Source organism: Mucilaginibacter dorajii (assembly GCF_024808255.1).
In the GTDB taxonomy this organism is placed as follows: Bacteria; Bacteroidota; Bacteroidia; order Sphingobacteriales; family Sphingobacteriaceae; genus Mucilaginibacter; species Mucilaginibacter dorajii.
This window is the reverse complement of sequence record NZ_JANTYS010000028.1, coordinates 1-19,257: the sequence shown is the minus strand read 5'-3', so window position 1 is coordinate 19,257 and position 19,257 is coordinate 1. Positions and strand designations below refer to the sequence as shown.

The following is a 19,257-nucleotide window of genomic DNA, read 5'->3' as shown; positions in this document are numbered from 1 at the left end:
ATAGTTTTCTTCGATAGCGCGCTACAGCAAACAACGAAGAATATGGATCTTTGAACTACTACAATGCCGATGGCCCCGGAAATTACCGCATAGTTATTGAGAAGGCATTGACGAAAATGGGAACATTGGCAGAAAGGTTTTTAACTACGTTGTAAAATACCATAATTAAAAATCCTAAATCCCCAAAGGCAGACTTATGACAAATTCCGTCCCTTCACCTTCCTGGGTTAATACATCAATTCTACCGCTATGCCCTTTTACTACAATATCATAACTTAGTGAAAGCCCTAAGCCCGTACCCTCTCCTGTTGGTTTGGTGGTAAAAAATGGCTGCATAATTTTGTATTTAATATGCGGCGGCATACCGGTACCATTATCTTTAACCGAAATTTCAACCATATTATCTTTTGTTGAGGTTGAGATGCTCAGCGTAGGTTTATAATCGGTGGCGGCGTTTTTTTGCTTTTGTTGCAACGCGTAAAAGGCATTGTTAAACATATTAAGTAATACCCTGCCTATATCTTGTGGGATGACGGTTATTTTGGGCAGGCCTTCGTCAAATTTGGTTACCAGTGTTGCATTAAACGATTTATCCTTTGCCCGGAGGCCATGATATGCCAAACGCAAATATTCATCGGCAAGAGCGTTGATATCCGTGGCTTGTTTATCGCCCGAATTGTTACGCGAATGCTGCAGCATATTTTTAACAATGGCATCGGCCCGTTTGCCATGGTGTAATATCTTTTGCAGGTTTTGCTCAATGTCGTCGGCCAAGGCAACGGCTTCCTCTACGTTACCCCCGGTAAGCTCTTCTTTCATTTCGGCGGTTAACTCTATACTTACCTCGCTAAAATTGTTCACAAAATTTAACGGGTTTTGGATTTCATGGGCTATACCCGCCGTTAATTCGCCTAAAGAGGCCAGCTTTTCTGATTGTACCAACTGCTGTTGCGTAGTTTTCAGTTCGTTTACGGTATCGGCCAATTGATCCCGCTGGGCGGTTATTTCCTCGCTTTGCTCACTCAGGGCTTTATTAGCCTCGCTTAGCTCCAGAGTTCGTTCGTTGATCTTTTCCTCTAACAACTGATTTTCTTCCTTTAAATGACGCTGGCGATAATTAATATATGAGTACACCACAAAGGCAAACACAGCAACATAAAGCAACCATGCCCACCACCTCGACCACCATGGCGAAAGGATTATCACCTGGATGCTATCTCCATGATTACTCCATACACCATCACTGTTAGCTGCCTTTACATGGAAAGTGTAAGTACCGGCCGGCAAATTAGTATAGGTAACACTGCGCTGTGTACCCGCCTGAATCCAGTTTTTATCATAACCATCCAATTTATAGGCGTAGGTATTTTTTAAAGGATCGTCAAATTGAAGGCCTATATAGTTAAACTCAATACGGTTCTCGTTGTATTTGAGCTCAACAGATTTGCGGCCGAATGTTACAACCCGGGTAGCTGCTTTACTATTGGCAAGCGGATCATTATAGGTTAAATTTTCTATATGTACTATTGGCGGATATGGGTTATCATTCAGACTGTTAGGATCAAATACCGTTAAGCCACCGCTTAACATAAAAGCGAATTTCCCGCCCGATATCTTAAATAAGCCGGATAGGCTGCGAATTACATCGTTGCCCGGTAAAAAGCTTTCGATATTAAAGTTGTGAATAGCAAATGTTTTAGGGTCAATACGCGACAGGCCACGTTCTGTTAAAACCCAGATACGGCCAGAGCTATCCTCGCTGATACCCATATTTGAGTTAAACAACAAACCATTACTTTCACTAAAGTGATGTGTAAATACCCCTTTTTCGCTATCGAATATGTATACACCGTTTAAATAGGTACCAACCCAAAGCCTGCCATAACTATCCTGGTATACATCATCAACGCAAAATGCAGTATGATTATTGGTATCAAAATATGAGGTAAACTTTTGTGTTTTCCGGTCAAAACGATTGAGGCCACCATTATTTGTGCCTATCCATAAAACGCCCTTATTATCTTCAAAAATAGCCAGTATTTTACCATCGTTTAAAGCGCCACTACTTTGGCCGGTTGCCGTTGCATTAAAAGGCCGGTAAGGATACCTTGTGATTTTTTTTGTTTGAGGGTTAAATGAACATAAACCCTTTTCATCGGCATTACCAAGCCAAACAACTCCTTCACGATCCTGGTATAAGTTATTGATAAAGCTGCTGCTTATTGAAGTCGAGTCCTTTTCGTTGTGATAGTAATGTTCTCTTTTGCCGGTAACAGTGTTATAAACATAAAGACCATTTGAACCGCCAATATACAGTGCGCCGTTAAGTCCAACACAAACCTTGCTAAGGTAGATATAACCTTCATCCGGCGAATACATTTTTTCTAACGCACCGGTAGCTGTGAAAAACTTGTAAATACCCTGGCTGTTTGAAATATAGCTATAGTCTTTGTTATTGTTGCCGGCCACATATTTACTACCGGGGTAACTGGTTACGTTACCAACAATATCCTTATAAAGTTTAAACGCACTTTTTAACTTATTAACCCTGTTTACACCCGCTTCATTAAAGCCCGCCCAAAGTACATTGGTACGATCGACCATTTTTGCTATTACCTGTGTTTTGCTAAGTGTACCAGCTTCTGCTGCATTGGTTCCGTACCGGGTGAAATTGCCTGTACGTGGTTCAAAATAAACCAGGCCCGATGGAAATGTAAGCCATAAATTACCATCTTTAGTTTCCCTAAATGCTTCAAGATGGTTTTGATCCGGCGACTCTAAAGGGCCATCAGGTATATAGTTGGTGAATTTATTTGCTTTCCTGTCATATTTTGACAAGCCATTATCGGTGGCAAACCATAGCTGCTTGTTTTTATCTTCGTAGATACTGTAAACTGCTGTAGATAAAACACTATCGGGCTTGTTTGATGGCAGATATTCCTTAATGCTATTATCGCGGCTGTCAAAACGGGTAATGCGTAAATCAATATTATAACCGTGAAATGTATTCAGCCAAAAAACGCCAGGTTCGGATCTGGCTTCATATATGGGGTTTACATGTCTTTGCTTGGAGGTATCAGCATTAGTCATAAAACCTGTTAATGCCTTCCCTGGCCCATTGTACCGGTAAATACCGTTATTGCTGCTTAGCCATATTTTTCCTGATACGCTGGCATAAGCTTCATAAATTAATGATGCGTTGATGTAATTATTTCCTTTTTCTCTTATTCCGAAGTATTCAAAAATGCCAGATAATGTATTAAACTTTACCACAGAAACTCCATATCCGATAGAACGGATATGCCCCCAGATATTGTTGTCATTATCTACGGCATCCATTGTAAAAGTGGCTATCTTTCCATCAGTGGGATATGCAAAATGCTTAAATGAATCTGTTTCCCTGTTATATTGAAAAATACCGTTACTGATGGTAGTTGCCCAAAGATTGCCCCGTCTATCTAACAATAAACTAAGCACATTGGTTGAAGAATAGGTATTGGTGTTTAAATTACCAAGGTTATAAACTTTGCATTGGTAACCATCATATCTAACCAAACCATTTTGTGTGGCTATCCAGATGTAACCTTCATTATCTTCCTTAATTACACGACCAGTGCTTTCGGGCAAACCTTTTTTCACATCAAGGTGATCGAAATAAAGATGGCCTCCCTGGGCATATAGCACACCGCTTAAACACACTGTAAATGCGAGTAAACACAATTTTAAGACGTAGGTTTTCAAGAAAGTAAACGATTTAACCATTTATACATGATTTAAAGGCCAGTAAGGTAGATATCGGTTATAAAAATAACAAAAATTGATCACCACAATTAACAATAAAAGCGGGCATCAATTACCGTAGTTTATTTTTTTAAATAAAAGCCAGCTATACTACTTCGTAAGAATGCTTTTGCACCAATTTATCAGGATAGATTTATACTCCAAATTATTAGTGTTTCAATAAGGTAGTAGTAATGTAGGGGCTTGCTAATGCCGGGCAATAACATTACCTTATAGCTTTGTTAACGAAAGATAGAGCAACCAGTTTTGCACAAAGCAGCAAATCCGAAATCAAAACTCCGACCTCCGAAATATGAACAAACTCCCTAAACGCCTTTTATCCATTGATGTTTTGCGCGCCATCACCATGTTGCTGATGATTTTTGTAAATGATGCCAGCGGCGTAAAGCACATCCCTGCCTGGATAGATCATGCCGATGGCGAGGTCGATGCTATGGGTTTTGCCGATACCATTTTCCCGGCGTTTCTGTTTATAGTTGGGTTATCGCTGCCCTTCGCTATAAAAAACAGGTTGAATAAGGGCGAATCTTTTTCATCTATACTCATTTATATCCTTACCCGCAGCGCGGCGCTCATTATCATGGGCTTTTTTCATGTAAACCTTGAAAGCTATAGCAACGCAGCTGCTATTATACCCAAAGCCCTTTGGGCCATCATTATTACAACCGGGTTCTTCCTCATCTGGCTGGATTATCCCGAGACTATGGCCAAAACCAAACGCTACACTTTAATGGGGATTGGCATCGCTTTGCTTATCGCCATGGCAATAATTTATAAAGGAGGCGAGGATGGCGAAATACATGGCATGCGTCCTTCATGGTGGGGTATTTTGGGCATCATTGGCTGGGCTTACCTGGTATGTGCCCTGGTTTACCTGCTGGTTAAAGGCAAAATAAGCTATCTTGCAGGTTTCCTGGCCCTGTTTGTAGCCATCAATATAGGCAAGCATACCGATGTGATCAACTTTAAGATCCCATTATTGGGTGATGCATCAGCTGTTAGCCTGATCATGGGCGGGGTAATGATCTCTGAAGTTTACGCCTTATTGGTAGCCAAAGGCAAAACGCAATTGCTTTGGGTAATATTTGGCGTTACGGGCGTACTCATGATAGCGCTGGGCTTATTGATTCGCCCCTATGCCGAGGGTATTTCCAAAATCCACTCCACTCCTGCGTGGATCTTTATTTGTAGCGGCATCACCATTATTGTATTTGAGCTGATGATATTTCTGGTTGACGTTAAAGGCAAAAGAAATTGGTTTAAAGCCATTTGGCCTGCCGGTACCAGCACGCTTACCTGTTATCTGATGCCTTATTACCAGGTTTTTATATTAATGCTGTTTGATGTACGCTACCCCAAAACACTCAACAATGGCACTATAGGCCTGGCACGTAGCATGGCTACAGCTTTTATACTGATAGCCCTTGTTGGTTTGATGGAAAAGAAACGCATCCGTCTAAAAATATAATACCCTACATCCTATCTCACAATTTATAAACCTAAAATGAATATTTCTTCTTTAAAAAAAAGCATCCTGTTTTGCTTAACAGCATTGCTATTTACGGCTATTACTGTACAGGCACAGGTTAAACACAAATACGTAGTAATTGGCTACGTTGGCGGTTATAAGGGCGTTGCCGACATGGGCATTGTTAACCCCGGCAAACTCACACACATCAACTATGCTTTTGTAAATGTGCGTAACAACAGGGCCTGGCTGGCGCATGAACGCACCGATACCATCAATTTTCGCAACCTGGTACTGCTCAAAAAGAAAAATCCGGCTTTAAAGATCCTCATCTCCATAGGCGGGTGGACCTGGAGTAAAAATTTCTCTGACGCTGCATTAACAGACACCTCACGCCGGGCTTTCGCAGCAAGCGCGGTTGATATTATCCGCAAATATAATTTGGATGGCGTGGATATAGATTGGGAATACCCCGGCCTGCAAGGTGATAACAATGTGGTACGTGAAGAAGACGGCGGTAACTATACCCTGATGTTTAAGGCACTGAGAGCCGAACTTGATGCCCTTGAAAAAGAAACCGGTAATAAAAAATTACTCACCGCGGCAACCGGCGGCTTTAAACGTTTTCTTGACCATACCGAAATGGGCAAGGCCGCGCTATACCTTAATTATATTAACCTGATGACGTATGATTATTTTCAGAACAAGACAGGTATAGCTGTACACCATACAAACCTGTTTGCATCCAATAAATACAACACCGAAAACTCGGCCGATAACGCGGTAAATGAATATATTAAAGCGGGGGTGCCAGCCGCCAAACTGGTGATGGGAATGGCTTTCTACGGCCGGTCGGAAATGGTTACAGATTCGGCTCAAAATGGCCTGGGGATGAAAGCTTATCAACATGTTTGGGTTGGCGGGTATAGTCGTCTGAAGGATAGTGTGATCAACAAAAACGGTTTTACCTATTACCGGGATAGTACAGCCGCGGCGCCTTACCTGTTTAACGCAGCCACCAAACAATTTGTAAGCTTCGACGACGAATGGTCGGTTACCAACAAATGCCAGTACATGATAGACCATAAAATGGGAGGCGTAATGTTTTGGGAATACGCCGATGACAAAAAGGAGTATTTGCTAAATGCGATAGATGAGAAATTAGGCCTTCACCCCCTCTAAACGGCATAGCCCTCATGAGCGCTGAAAATAATAAGCGATAATCTCGGAGACTTTTCATTTGCAGGTTTTAAGAAACCTTATTTTGAACTATTCTCTTAAAGCCCTCTCCTTTGGAGAGGGTTTGGGTGAGGCCCTTACTCGCTCCTCAAACTATCTACCGGGTTTGCCAGCCCCGCTTTAATAGCATGGTAGCTAATGGTAATAATAGCTGTTAGCATAGCGATAACCCCGGCCAGGGTGAATACCCACCACGGTATAGCAATGCGGTTGGCAAAGTTTTGCAGCCAGTTGTGCATTGCCCACCAGGCTATTGGCGAGGCGATAATTACCGATAAGAAAACCAGTTTCAGAAAATCTATTGATAGCAGGGTGCCTATTTTTGCCAGGCTTGCACCTAATATTTTGCGAATACCGATCTCTTTAGTGCGCTGTTCAATGGTAAATGCAGCCAGGCCAAACAAGCCCATAGTGGCCAGGATCACGGTGATATAGGTGAACAGACTAAAAATGGCAGCAAGACGGTCTTCTGCTTTATATTGCTGGTTAAAGGCATCATCCATAAACGTGTAATTAAAAGGCGTATCCTGATCGTACTTTTTATAGATGCCTTGCATTTTATTAAGCAGTGACGGTAAATTAGTGTGTGCAGCTATCTTAACAAAAATATTACAGCCGGTACGTTTCCAAAGCGACGAAGTGTCTGCAAGGGTAAATAAAGCGAGCGGCTTCATTTCATCGGCCATGGATGTAAAATTAAAGTTTTTGAGCACCCCTACTACCTGGAATTTATTGTTGCCATCACTCAGAAACGTTCCAACCGGATTGGCCGGCAGGTGCAATTTTTCGATAGCCAGTTCATTGATCACCACTTTATCGCGACCAACAATATCAGTGATTTGCGTTGGCGGATATTTCCATTTAAGATCGAGGACAGAAGTAAACTCTTTATCGCCCATTAAGTTGGCTACGCCTACGCTTTGGTCGCTTTTGTTTTTGCCAGCTACAAAAAACATATCATAGCCTTTATACAACGCGTAATGCGATGTGGCAATTTTGCTGATACCAGCCAATTCGCTAATGTCCTTTTTAAGGGCGCCGTAGTTTTTTACTGCTGTAGTACTTACGGGTAGCATTACCACATTTTCGCGGTTGATGCCGGTATCTGTATGCCGGAAATAATATAATTGCCTGTCAATGATGATACCGCAAATGATCAATCCTACCGATATGGCAAACTGCAGCGTGGTGAATACCTTACGAACCGCGGTACCACCTGCCTGTTTACTCATTTTACCTTTTAATGTAACCACCGGTTTAAATGCCGATAGCACCAGTGATGGATAACTGCCGGCTATTAAAACGGTTATAAACAATAAAGCGAACAAACAAAGCAGCACGGTTGGGCTGTATAAAAATGAATTATCTATTTTTAATTGAAGTACATCTAAAAACCAGGGCTTGCACAGGTAACACAGGCAATACCCCAATACAAAGGAGATACCAGCAAACAATGCCGACTCAACATAAAATTGCGTGGCTATACTACTCCTGCTGGCGCCAGATACTTTACGCACGCCTACTTCTTTGGCACGCAGCGTTGCCCTTGCAGTTGAAAGGCTCATGTAATTCACCAAAGCCAAAAGCAGGATGAGCACCGCCACCAAAGGGAAGATCTTCAAATATTTGGTATTTGACGAATCGCCAAAGTTCATGTGCAGGTGGGTATCTTCAATGGGCGATAACGTGTAAAAGGTTTCATCAAAGATTTTGTCTTTTTTGGCCATAGCCTGCAGGTTGTGCCTTAATTCGGCGGTATCTGCTGTATGTTTTAAAAGCAAATTCAAATTGAACGAACCGAAACTAATTTCCTGCGATCCGGTATACATCGATGCCTCTTTCATGGCCAGCAGGCTTTTTGTGGAGGCCACAAAATTAAAATCGATAGAGGAATTTGATGGCGCGTTTTCGGCAATACCGGTGATGTGGTAGGTATAAGCGCTATCTGTTTTTATGGTGATAGTTTGCCCCACCGGGTTAGCATCGCCAAAATATTTTTTAGCCATATCCCTTGAAATAACTACCGAGAATGGCGCTTTAAGCGCTTCGGAAGTCTGACCGGTTAATAGTTTAAACGAGTAAAAATCAAAAAAACCAGCATCAGCAAATAGCAGCTTACTTTCGGCAAATTTATTTTCGGGCGATTTGGGATTACTTACCACCGTTGGCCTGAAATAAGCCAGCGTGCGCATATAGCTTTCAACTACCGGATTATTTTGTTGTACAATGGGCCCGGCAGCATAGCTTAACGACGCCATGTTCATCACATTGCCGCCCGTTTTTATAGATGCACGCAGGTTGTAGATCCGTTTGCCGTTTTTGTGAAAGGTATCATAACTCATCTCATGCGTTACGTACAGCATAATCATGATACAAACCGCCAGCCCAACAGCTAACCCCGTGATGTTTATAAAAGAAAAGCCCTTGTTTCTGCTTAAACTGCGGAACGCTATTTTGATGTGATTCTTTATCATGTTAGTTCATTGGATTAATGGTCATTTGCTGCACGTCATTAGATCACTGGCATGATATTGAACATTTAAAATGACTCAATGACGCGCAGCAAATGACCCAATGACGTTCTATTCCGTTTTAAGACTTTTAACCGGGTTTGCCAGTGCGGCTTTAGTTGATTGGATACTTACCGTTAGGGCCGCCACCAGTAATGCCGCTGCGCCTGTGGCAATAAACACCCACCAGTGAATATCAATTCGATAGGCGAAATCCTGTAGCCATTTGCTGGATATGTACCAGGCTATTGGCGATGCGATGATGGTAGCTACAACCACTAAAGCTAAAAAATCCTTGGCTATCAACAGGATAATGTTGGCGATGCTTGCCCCTAATACTTTGCGGATGCCAATCTCTTTGGTACGCTGTACTACTGCAAAGGCAGTAATTGCAAATAACCCCAAACAAGCCAGTAAAATGGCCAGTACCGAAAATGTTGTAAATACACCAGCTGTACGTTGCTCGGTACGGTATAAGGCATCATAATCGTCATCCAAAAAGCGATAATCAAACGGGCGGTGACTGATGCGGCTTTTCCATACCTTGCCTAATGCGGCAATGGTTGCGGCGGTGTTGTTACCGTTTACCCTTACAAACATGTTGTATAACTGATCGTCGTTAAGAAACAGGATCAATGGCGTAATAGGATCATGAAAGGTTTTAAAGTTAAAATCCTTTACAACGCCTTTAATAACACCAGGCGCGTTTTTGTTAATGGTTTTTCCTATAGCTTGCTCCGGTGTCCATCCAAGCGCTTTTACTGCCGACTCGTTCAGAATAAAGGAATAGCGGTAGTTTTTGTATTGATTGGCGGTATCAAGCGTCATCAGGTCGGCATGGGTATAATCGCTGCCTGCTATCAGCTTTAGCTGGATAGTTTTTATAAAATTTTCATCAACAGGAATGGCGTTTACTGAGATCTTTTTGCCGTCGTTGGTTTTAATTACATCGCCCCAGCCAACGTTAATGGGTTCGTTATTGGCTGCTGCCACTTGCTGTACACCGGGCACCAGGCTTATCGCTTTTTTAATGGCATCAAGCTGGGGTTGTATTTTGGAGTCGATAGGCAACACTACCACATTACTTTTGTTGTAGCCCACATCCTTGTTACGGATATAGGATAATTGCTGCAAAATCACAACCGTTGAAATGATCAGGAAAATGGAAATTGCAAACTGGAACACAATCAACGACTTACGTACATTTTGCCCGGAAGTAAATGAAAAACCCGATTTAAGTATTTTAACCAATTTAGCACCAGATAATAATATGGCAGGATAGGCCCCTGCAGCAAAACCGATAAAAACACTTAACACCAGCAACCCAACGAGGATTACCGGATTTAAAAAAGCCGATGGCAGCAATTGTTTGCCCGAAATGTTATTGAATAATGGCAATACAAACGCTGCAAGCGCCAAAGCCAAAACAGACGCGATGATTGTGGTGAAAACCGACTCCGTTATAAATTGCCAGAAAAGTTCGCCCTGGCCGGCCCCCATTACTTTACGTACGCCAATTTCGGCACCACGGCCTGATGATTGGGCAATAGCCAGGTTTACGTAGTTAACGCAAGCTATCAGCAGTATCAGCAAGGCTACGGCCAGCATAATATAAATGTAAGTAATGCTGCCTCCGGGCTCAAATTCATCAGGCATATTGCCAAACAAATGCACATCTTTTAATGCCTGGATATCAAAGGTCAGGTACTCGCGCCCAGTCATTTTTAATTCGTTTTTACTTACATCGTTCATGTATGCTTTTATCTGCTGCTGTAACGGCGCGATATCATCCTTGCTATTTAACAACAAATAAGTCATGTTATTAGCCGACCACCATTGTTCGGGGCCTTGCCTATCCATGTATAAGCTAAATGGCAGCACAAAATCGTATTGGATTTGCGAATTTGAGGGAACATTAGCTGTAATAGCCGAAACGGTATATGTTTTTGATCCTATTTTTAAGATTTTACCCAATGCATCCTGGTGGCCAAAATATTTCTCAGCAGCGTTTTGGGTAATTACAACCTTATCCGCGGAACTCAAAACAGATCCTGCATCGCCGGCTATCAATTTAAATGAAAACACACTAAAAAAATTCGGATCGGCATATAAGAGACTATTTTCCTCAAACACTTTGTCGTTATAACTCACTACCGCCGCGCTTTTCAAAGTACGTACAAATGCCTCAACCTTTGGGAACATACGTTTTAACTGCGGCCCGGCCTTGGTACCGGTAACAGCTATATGCTGCGCCCCGTTTGAGTGTTCATACTCCATGGTAGCACGTACTATTCTATCAGCATTAACATGAAAGTTATCATAGCTTGTTTCATGCTTTATATAAATGCCAATAAGCAGGCAACTGGCAATCCCCACTGTTAAACCCAACACATTTATAAATGCATAAAGTCTATTCTTTTTTAAATTACGCCACGCTAATTTTGTATTCATACTGCTAAATTTTAATATCTGAAATTCAAATTGTTAAACTCTAAATCTTAATTAAAAAACTCTAAAGTCCTTGCGTCGCCGCCAGCGTCTGCATCCAGACCAATGAACTAATGAACCAGTGAACAAATGAACCAACTATTCTGATCTCAAACTCTTTATCGGGTTCATCAGCGCCGCTTTTAGCGATTGAAAGCTAATGGTAACCAACGCGATCACAAAAGTTAAAAAGGCCGCCAAAACAAAGATCCACCAATGAAGCGAGGTTTTATAGGCGAAGCTTTGCAGCCACTTGTTCATACAGTAATAGCCAATTGGCATAGCTATTACTGTAGCCAGTAAAACCGGTTTCAATAGATCTCTTGAAATCAGGATCAGTATGTTTTGTACCGATGAGCCAAGTACCTTTCGCACGCCAATTTCTTTAGTTCGTTTTGCGGCGGTAAATGAAGCCAGTCCGAATAAACCTAAACAGGCAATAAAAATGGCCAGTCCCGAAAAAATGGTTAGCATGGTTTGCTGCCTGATATCGGTTTTATAGGTGGTATCAAATTTCTGATCTAAAAAAGTATACTCAAACGGATAAACCGGGGCTACTTTGGCATACGCATCTTTAACGGCTTTCACAGACGCGGGGATATTGCCTGGTTTTAGTTTGATTACTACTACACGCCTATCCTCACTTGGCGATATTACCAGGGCATCCATATTTTCTTTAAGGGAGAGGAAATTAAAATCTTCAATAACCCCTATTATATTACGTTTTTTATCGTCCCTGCCCCTGTTTTTTATCCATTTACCAATGGCTTGCTGAGGCGAAAAGCCTAATTCTTTGGCGCAAGTACGATTGATTAATACCGAGGCTGTGGTATCGGTAGCAAATGATGGCGAGAAATCGCGCCCGGCAATTAACTTGAGGCCAAGCGTTTTTACATATTCAAAGTCGGCAAACTCAGTACGCGACTTAAATATTGCCTGTTGTCCCTCGGCGTCAAAGGCGTGTACGTCATAAAATCCGCCCGGCTCGCCCGACATCAGGGAGACTGATGACACCGCGCCCGAATTTTGCAATTCGTTTTTAAACGCAAGGCGGTGGTCATAAATGTCGTTATTATCTATTTTGATGACTAACGTTTGCTCTTTATCGTAACCTAATGATTTACTTTTGATGTAATGCATCTGGTTAACAATAACAATGGTACCAATGATGAGCATCACCGAAATACTGAATTGCAGCACCACCAGCGATTCGCGGAAAATGCTGCCTCCTTTACCCAGTTTCAATTTGCCTTTTAAAGCCTGGATAGGCGAAAATGCCGACATAAATATCGCAGGGTAGCTTCCTGCTAAAAAGCCCACCACCAGTATCACCCCAAAAAGAAATAACCAGATAGGCGCGCTATTCCACGATACTGTTAAATTATAACCCAGTAATTGGTTGTAATAAGGCATCAGCAGCAATAACAACCCAATTGATAACGCGCAGGAGATCAGCGCCAGCATAAGTGATTCGCCGATGAACTGCCATATCAAATGGTTGCGTAGCGCACCCATCACCTTGCGCATACCTACCTCCTTTGAACGCTCAACCGCCCTTATGGTGGCCAGGTTCATAAAGTTGATGCAGGCAATGAGCATGATAAGCGCCGCTATCGATATAAAAATGAATACCACGGTTTTATCGCCATGCTTCACGTTATCAAAAGCCGAGTATGGCTCAAAATAGATATCATTAAGCGGTGTAAGGTTCAAATCAAATTTTGCCCCGAATTTCTGCATATCCTTCCCCATGTACTTATCCATAAACCGGGTAAAACGGCTTACAAGTGATGCAGGATTGGTATGTTCATTTAAAAGCACGTAAACAAACAGGCCGTTGTTAATCCACACATTGTAGGCTGGGTATTTGGTATAGTTGGAAATAGGCATCACCATATCAAAATCGAGGTGCGAGTTTGACGGCACATCTTTAGCCACGCCGGTAACCTTTAGGTTGAGCTGCTTATCAAACTGTACCACTTTGCCCATGGCATTGTCAACAGAGCCGAAATATTTTTTAGCGGTTGTTTCGGTCAGCACCACGCTGTTGGGATTGTCCAAAGCTGTGGCACCGTTGCCCTTGATGAGCGGGAAGGTAAAAAGCTTAAAAAAGCCGGCATCTACCGCATACACCTTTTTTTCGTTAAAAGCTTTTTCGCCAAATGATACCAGGTTATTTTGAGGCGATACACGTACAGCCATTTTTATATCCTGCGGATAATCATTCAGCAAAGCTGGCGCATATGGTGCCGATAGGTATGGTACCATTGGTTGTGCCGGATCAAAGCCACGCATAACCCGGTAAATATTTTTGCCCTGCTTATGAAATTTATCTACACTAAACTCATTCATAATATACAGGAATATCATCAGGCAAACTGTAATACCCATGGTTAAACCCAGGATATGAATAAGCGAAAAAGCCTTTTGCTTATAAAGGCTCCGCCAGGCAATTTTGAAATAATTACGTATCATGTTAGTAGTTCATTGGTTCAATGTTCATTGGTAAACTGTCATTGAGTCATTTGGTCATTAAGTCATTCTAAAAGTTCAATGACTTAATGACGCGAAGCAAATGACCTAATGACTAAAATCTATTCTGATCTCAAACTTTTCACCGGGTTGGTTACCGCTGCTTTGATTGATTGAAAGCTGATGGTTACAAAGGCTATAAAAATGGCCAGGAACGCCGATAGCGCTAATACCCACCATTGGATATTTTGCCTGTATGCAAAACTTTGCAACCATTGATTCATAGCCAGCCAGGCCAGTGGCGTCGCAAACACAATGGATATCAGTACCAGTTTCATAAATTCTTTTGATAGCATGGCTACTATGGTGCTTACTTCGGCACCCAACACTTTACGGATACCTATCTCTTTACCGCGTTGCTCTGCAGCGTAGGCAGCGAGGCCAAACAAGCCCAAACAGGCAATAATGATAGCCAACGACGTAAATACAATGGCTATGGTCCCCATGCGCTGCTCGGCGCGGTAAGTGGCATCAAAATCCTGGTCCATAAAAGAGTAGTTAAACTCCCGGTTGGGCGCTATCGCTTTCCATTTATTTTTGATAAGGCCCATTAACGTGGTTATATTGGCAGTATTCACCTTCACACTTAATGCACCCTGATCCCTGCCGTACATCAATACCACCGGACCAATATTGTCTTTTAACGAGCTGAAGTTAAAATCTTTGATTATTCCAATAATGCGATACCCCTTCCAAATTTTGGCCATATTATCTTGAGGGGCATATAACATTTTGTTGATAGGGTCTGTTATGCCCATTAATCGTGCAGCAGATTCATTAATGATCATTGAGGTGGTATCGGTACCCATTTGCTTACTAAAATTACGACCTTTAACCAATTTTAACCCAAGCGTAGGTATATAGTCATCGTCGGTAGTCCAGGTTTGCGCCAGTAATGCCTTCTTTTGATCAAGGTTTCGATCTGGAAACAAGCTGCTGCTGTTGCGGTAATCCATGGTGGGTAAAAAACCGGTCATGGTGGCATTAACCACACCAGGCAATTGCTTAACCTCATTTTTGAAGGTAGCGGCCTGGTTAGCCAAATCCCAGGTGCCGTGAATTACCATCATTTGGTCGCGTTTATAGCCAAGGTCTTTATGCTGAATATATTGCAGCTGGTTATAAATCACCAATGTACCAATGATCAGGAAAATAGATATCGAAAATTGAAAAACCACCAGGAAACTCCTGAGCCAGCTACCTTTGAAACCATTGGCCAGCTTGCCCTTTAACACTTCAATTGGTTGAAAAGCCGAAAGAAAAAACGCAGGGTAAAACCCCGCCATGCAGCCAATAACTAATACAGCTACCAACATACCCGGCACCAGCCAGCTTAATGAGGCTACATTAAAAGAGAAGGATTTATCGGCCATATTATTAAACGCGGGCAGGAATAAATAAGCCGCGATAACGGCCAAAACAGCTGCTATAAATGTAACCATCACGGACTCTGACAAAAACTGGAAGATGAGCGAGCTCCTCGGCGATCCTAACACTTTACGTACCCCAACCTCACGCGCCCGGTTGGATGACCGGGCGGTAGATAGGTTCATGAAGTTTACGCAGGCTATCAGCAAAATAAACATAGCAACGGCCGTAAATATGTACACATACAGGATATTGCCGCCCGGGGCTAATTCAGATACACAATTTGATTTAAGGTGAATATCTTTTAGTGGTATTATATTAAGATCGTATTTGTTACCGGCTTTTTTAAGTTCGTCAAACGAGACGTGTAAAACGCTTTGTAATTGCGGCCCGGCGTATTTGCGCATCAGTAATTGTAATTTGGCTTTAAATTTCTGCGGATCGGCGCCTTGTTTGAGTAAAACATAGGTATTAAAATTATTGCTGAGCCAGGCATTTTCCCGGCTTTCGGCAAGGGTACTCATGGATAAAAAGAAGCCAAAATTAAAATGCGATTGTTTTGGTATATCTTTAATTACGCCGGTAACTTTAAATAGCACGCTGTCATTGAAAGTGAGTGTTTTGCCAACTGCCTGTAAAGGGTTGTTAAAATAACGTTTAGCCACTGTTTCGCTAATTACCACGCAACGTGGATCAACCAGGGCGGTTTTGGGTTCGCCGGCTATCATGGGTAAAGTAAAAACATCAAAAATAGAGGGATCGGCAAATAACATGTGATCTTCTTTGATATTTTGATTACCCTTTTTAACATTATAGCCCCACTTATTTATCAACCGTACAGATTTCTCTACCTCCGGGATATCGGCTGCCAAAGCGGCTGCCAAAGGTGCCGGCGAGCTGGCGTATGATTGATCGTTACCACCGAATTTAATGTCGTTATTAATGCGGAATATCCTATCGGCGTTTACATTGTATCGGTCGTAGCTTAACTCATCAACCACGTAAAAAACAATCAGCAAACAGGTTGCCAGGCCAAGGGCCAGGCCCAATACATTAATAGCCGTAAAGCCCAGGTTTTTCCTGAGCGTGCGGAATGCAGTTTTTATATAATTTCTAATCATTTTATTTGGTTAATTGGTTCATCTGCTTCGCGTCATTAAGTCATTGAAAATCAAAAAAAAATGACTTAATGACGCGAAGCAAATGACCTAATGGTTAATTATTCGCTTTTTAAACTCTTAGCCGGGTTAGCTGTGGCTGCCCTTACCGATTGTGAACTTACCGTAACAAAGGCTATCAATACGGCGGCTATACCGGCTATGGCAAATACCCACCATTGAATATCAACCCGGTAAGCAAAACTTTGCAGCCATTTGCTCATACCGTACCAGGCCAGCGGCGACGCTATTACGGTGGCTACCAATACCAGCTTCATCAAGTCTTTTGACAACAGGCCAACTATAGAGGTTACACTTGCGCCCAAAACTTTACGGATGCCTATTTCTTTAACCCGCTGCTCGGCAGTAAATGTTACCAGGCCAAATAAGCCTAAGCAGGCAATACCGATAGCCAGGACGGTGAAGATGAACAGGATACTCCCCTGCTTTTGCTCAGATTGGTATTGTTTGGCAAAGTTCTGATCAAGGAAATGGTACTCAACCTTGCTTTCAATATCAAACCGGCCATATACCTTGCTGATATAATTGAGTGTTGCAGGGATATTGTTTTTAGCTATACGGACGTACATATTATCTTCATCGTTTGCCTGCGCGGGCATTTCCAATACCATTGGCGAAACCTTGTGCTGCAACGAATAGGTGTTAAAATCTTTAACCACACCAATAATGGTTTGCGTAATGATATTCCCTTTTTCATCAACCCCGGTGCGTACGGCTTTGCCAACGGCATCTTTCCAACCCATCTCTTTTACCAGTGTTTGGTTTACCAGGATAGATTGCTTTTGATCGGTAGCCATGGTTGGCGAAAAATTGCGGCCTTGATCCATTTTGATCTGCAGGGTTGGGATAAAGTCTTCATCAATCACCAGGTTCTCTACAATTTTTGAGTCCTGGTTTACTTTTCCATCAGCACCTAAGTTAAAATCGCCGCCACCTATGTCATTATTACCGATGGGGTTACCGGCTATGCCTACGCTTTCTACAGCTGGATTTTGCAGTAACTGGCTCTTTATGGCAGCTATTTTGGTCCGGGCAGATTTATCATGGATATGAAAAGTAAGTACCTGCGCTTTGTTGAAACCCAGGTCTTTATTCATCACAAAATTAAGCTGCTGGTAAATGATACATGAACCGGCTATCATTACTATAGTGATCACAAACTGGAATACCACTAATGATTTTCTGAATAATATGGTAGATGCCTGGCTGCCCAATTGCCCCTTCATGGCAGATATAGTTTTGAAACCCGACAGGAACAAAGCCGGGTATAAACCGCTCAACATACCCGCGGTAAATGAAAATACTACAAAAGCAATGATGGTTTTAGTTAAGCCAAACTGTGTTAACACCAGGTTTTTGCCCGATAACTGGTTAAAATATGGCAACACAAACTGGATAAGCACCCCGGCTAACAGTGTAGCTATTACAGTAAGTAAAACAGATTCGGCAAAAAACATTACCATCAGTTGGGTTTTGCCCGATCCGATCACTTTACGCACACCAATTTCTTTCACCCTTACTGATGAGCGGGCCGTGGTAAGGTTAACATAGTTGATAACCGCGATAACCAGGATCAATAAGGCCACAACACTAAATACATATACATAAGTGATATTGCCGTTGCTACCTATCTCATAATCTAAATTGGATTTAAGGTGAATATCGGTAAGCGGCTGCAATTCAATTCTAAAAGTCATTTTACCTAAATCGCCTTTAATGTATTTATTAAAGAAAACATCAGAATTAGCTTCGATCTTTTTATAATCGTCATGATCTTTAAGCAATACATAGGTATACAGGTTTGAATTGCCCCATTTGCCGGTAAAACCAGTGGGGAACGAACGCAAAGCCTGGAAGGTGAAATGGGAGTTTACCGGCACATCATCAATAACACCGGTTACTGAAGTAGGCGTGTTTTCAATCTGGATGGTTTTATTGAGGGCGTTTTCGGCATCACCAAATAATTTAATGGCCAGCGTTTTAGTTAAAACAATAGTTTGTGGTTTAGCCAAAGCCGATTCTGCATCGCCGTATAAAAAATGGAAGGTAAATATGTTAAAAACGGCATTATCGGTAAAAAACATATTGCCTTCATTCATCTGCTTATCGCCGTAGATTATCTTGCCACCACCTTCGGCGTCAATCCGTACGGCATCTTCAACTTCGGGATAATCATTTTTTAAAGCCGGCGCGTATGGCGGCGAAGTAACGGCCAGGTTAAATTTGCCGCCGTTCCAGGCACCATGCTGCGCAACGCGAAAAATGCGGTCGGCCTTGGTATTGTAACGGTCAAAACTCCACTCATCGGCAACATATAGGCTGATGAGCCAAAACGCGGCCACACCAATTGCTAAACCGCCTACGTTTATGAACGAGAATACCTTATGTTTAATGAGGTTTCTCCAGGCTATTTTGAGGTAATTTTTTAACATGGGTAAATTGCTTATGCCAATATAACGTTAAAAGCCATACCAATTACATAAATAACTAATAATCAGTTAATTAAATACAAACACTTTATTTAAAACCGTACGATAGTGAAACACTTGATGTGCGGTTGCGTACAGATTGTGTCAAAGATGACCCGTCCGGAAATAGCTATACAGATTTGTGAGTAAATCCTGTAAATACTATACAAGGTATTCTGTTAGTCCTAAGATGAACTATACAGGTC

General features: G+C 42.1%; 8 protein-coding genes. 2 read left to right on the top strand and 6 right to left on the bottom strand.

Features of this window, described 5'->3' with window-relative positions:
- Positions 1 to 174: 174 nt before the first annotated feature.
- A complete protein-coding gene (locus tag FHS10_RS25420; protein ID WP_259096586.1) occupies positions 175 to 3,741 on the bottom strand; it encodes a sensor histidine kinase in 3,567 nt (1,188 codons plus the stop codon).
- Positions 3,742 to 4,093: 352 nt separating this feature from the next.
- Here FHS10_RS25420 and FHS10_RS25415 point away from each other — a divergent pair, with 352 nt between their 5' ends.
- Positions 4,094 to 5,269 carry a DUF5009 domain-containing protein gene (locus FHS10_RS25415; protein WP_259096585.1) on the top strand — a complete coding sequence of 392 codons (1,176 nt, stop codon included), beginning with the start codon at positions 4,094 to 4,096 and terminating at the stop codon, positions 5,267 to 5,269.
- Positions 5,270 to 5,305: 36 nt separating this feature from the next.
- A complete protein-coding gene (locus tag FHS10_RS25410; RefSeq protein WP_259096583.1) occupies positions 5,306 to 6,451 on the top strand; it encodes a glycoside hydrolase family 18 protein in 1,146 nt (381 codons plus the stop codon).
- A 134-nt stretch (positions 6,452 to 6,585) separates the two neighbouring features.
- Here the strand turns inward: FHS10_RS25410 and FHS10_RS25405 are convergent, their stop codons facing one another.
- From FHS10_RS25405 to FHS10_RS25385, 5 genes are all read right to left on the bottom strand, one after another.
- Complete coding sequence (locus FHS10_RS25405; protein WP_259096581.1) at positions 6,586 to 8,982, bottom strand: ABC transporter permease; 2,397 nt, start codon at positions 8,980 to 8,982, stop codon at positions 6,586 to 6,588.
- 108 nt (positions 8,983 to 9,090) lie between these two features.
- The gene (locus FHS10_RS25400) at positions 9,091 to 11,469 is read right to left on the bottom strand and encodes an ABC transporter permease (RefSeq protein WP_259096579.1); all 2,379 of its coding nucleotides are present in this window, start codon (positions 11,467 to 11,469) and stop codon (positions 9,091 to 9,093) included.
- A 135-nt stretch (positions 11,470 to 11,604) separates the two neighbouring features.
- Entirely contained in the window at positions 11,605 to 13,980 is a 2,376-nt protein-coding gene (locus tag FHS10_RS25395; protein WP_259096577.1) for an ABC transporter permease, read from the bottom strand.
- Between the two features lie 119 nt (positions 13,981 to 14,099).
- On the bottom strand, positions 14,100 to 16,526 hold the full coding sequence (locus FHS10_RS25390; RefSeq protein ID WP_259096575.1) for an ABC transporter permease: 2,427 nt from the start codon (positions 16,524 to 16,526) through the stop codon (positions 14,100 to 14,102).
- A 98-nt stretch (positions 16,527 to 16,624) separates the two neighbouring features.
- On the bottom strand, positions 16,625 to 19,015 hold the full coding sequence (locus FHS10_RS25385; RefSeq protein ID WP_259096573.1) for an ABC transporter permease: 2,391 nt from the start codon (positions 19,013 to 19,015) through the stop codon (positions 16,625 to 16,627).
- Positions 19,016 to 19,257: the final 242 nt, after the last annotated feature.

Bases quoted from the DNA above. Each gene is read 5' to 3' on its own strand.
- FHS10_RS25405 (WP_259096581.1), bottom strand. From the start codon at position 8,982: ATGATAAAGAATCACATCAAAATAGCGTTCCGCAGTTTAAGCAGAAAC.
- FHS10_RS25400 (WP_259096579.1), bottom strand. From the start codon at position 11,469: ATGAATACAAAATTAGCGTGGCGTAATTTAAAAAAGAATAGACTTTAT.
- FHS10_RS25415 (WP_259096585.1), top strand. From the start codon at position 4,094: ATGAACAAACTCCCTAAACGCCTTTTATCCATTGATGTTTTGCGCGCC.
- FHS10_RS25390 (WP_259096575.1), bottom strand. From the start codon at position 16,526: ATGATTAGAAATTATATAAAAACTGCATTCCGCACGCTCAGGAAAAAC.
- FHS10_RS25410 (WP_259096583.1), top strand. From the start codon at position 5,306: ATGAATATTTCTTCTTTAAAAAAAAGCATCCTGTTTTGCTTAACAGCA.
- FHS10_RS25385 (WP_259096573.1), bottom strand. From the start codon at position 19,015: ATGTTAAAAAATTACCTCAAAATAGCCTGGAGAAACCTCATTAAACAT.
- FHS10_RS25395 (WP_259096577.1), bottom strand. From the start codon at position 13,980: ATGATACGTAATTATTTCAAAATTGCCTGGCGGAGCCTTTATAAGCAA.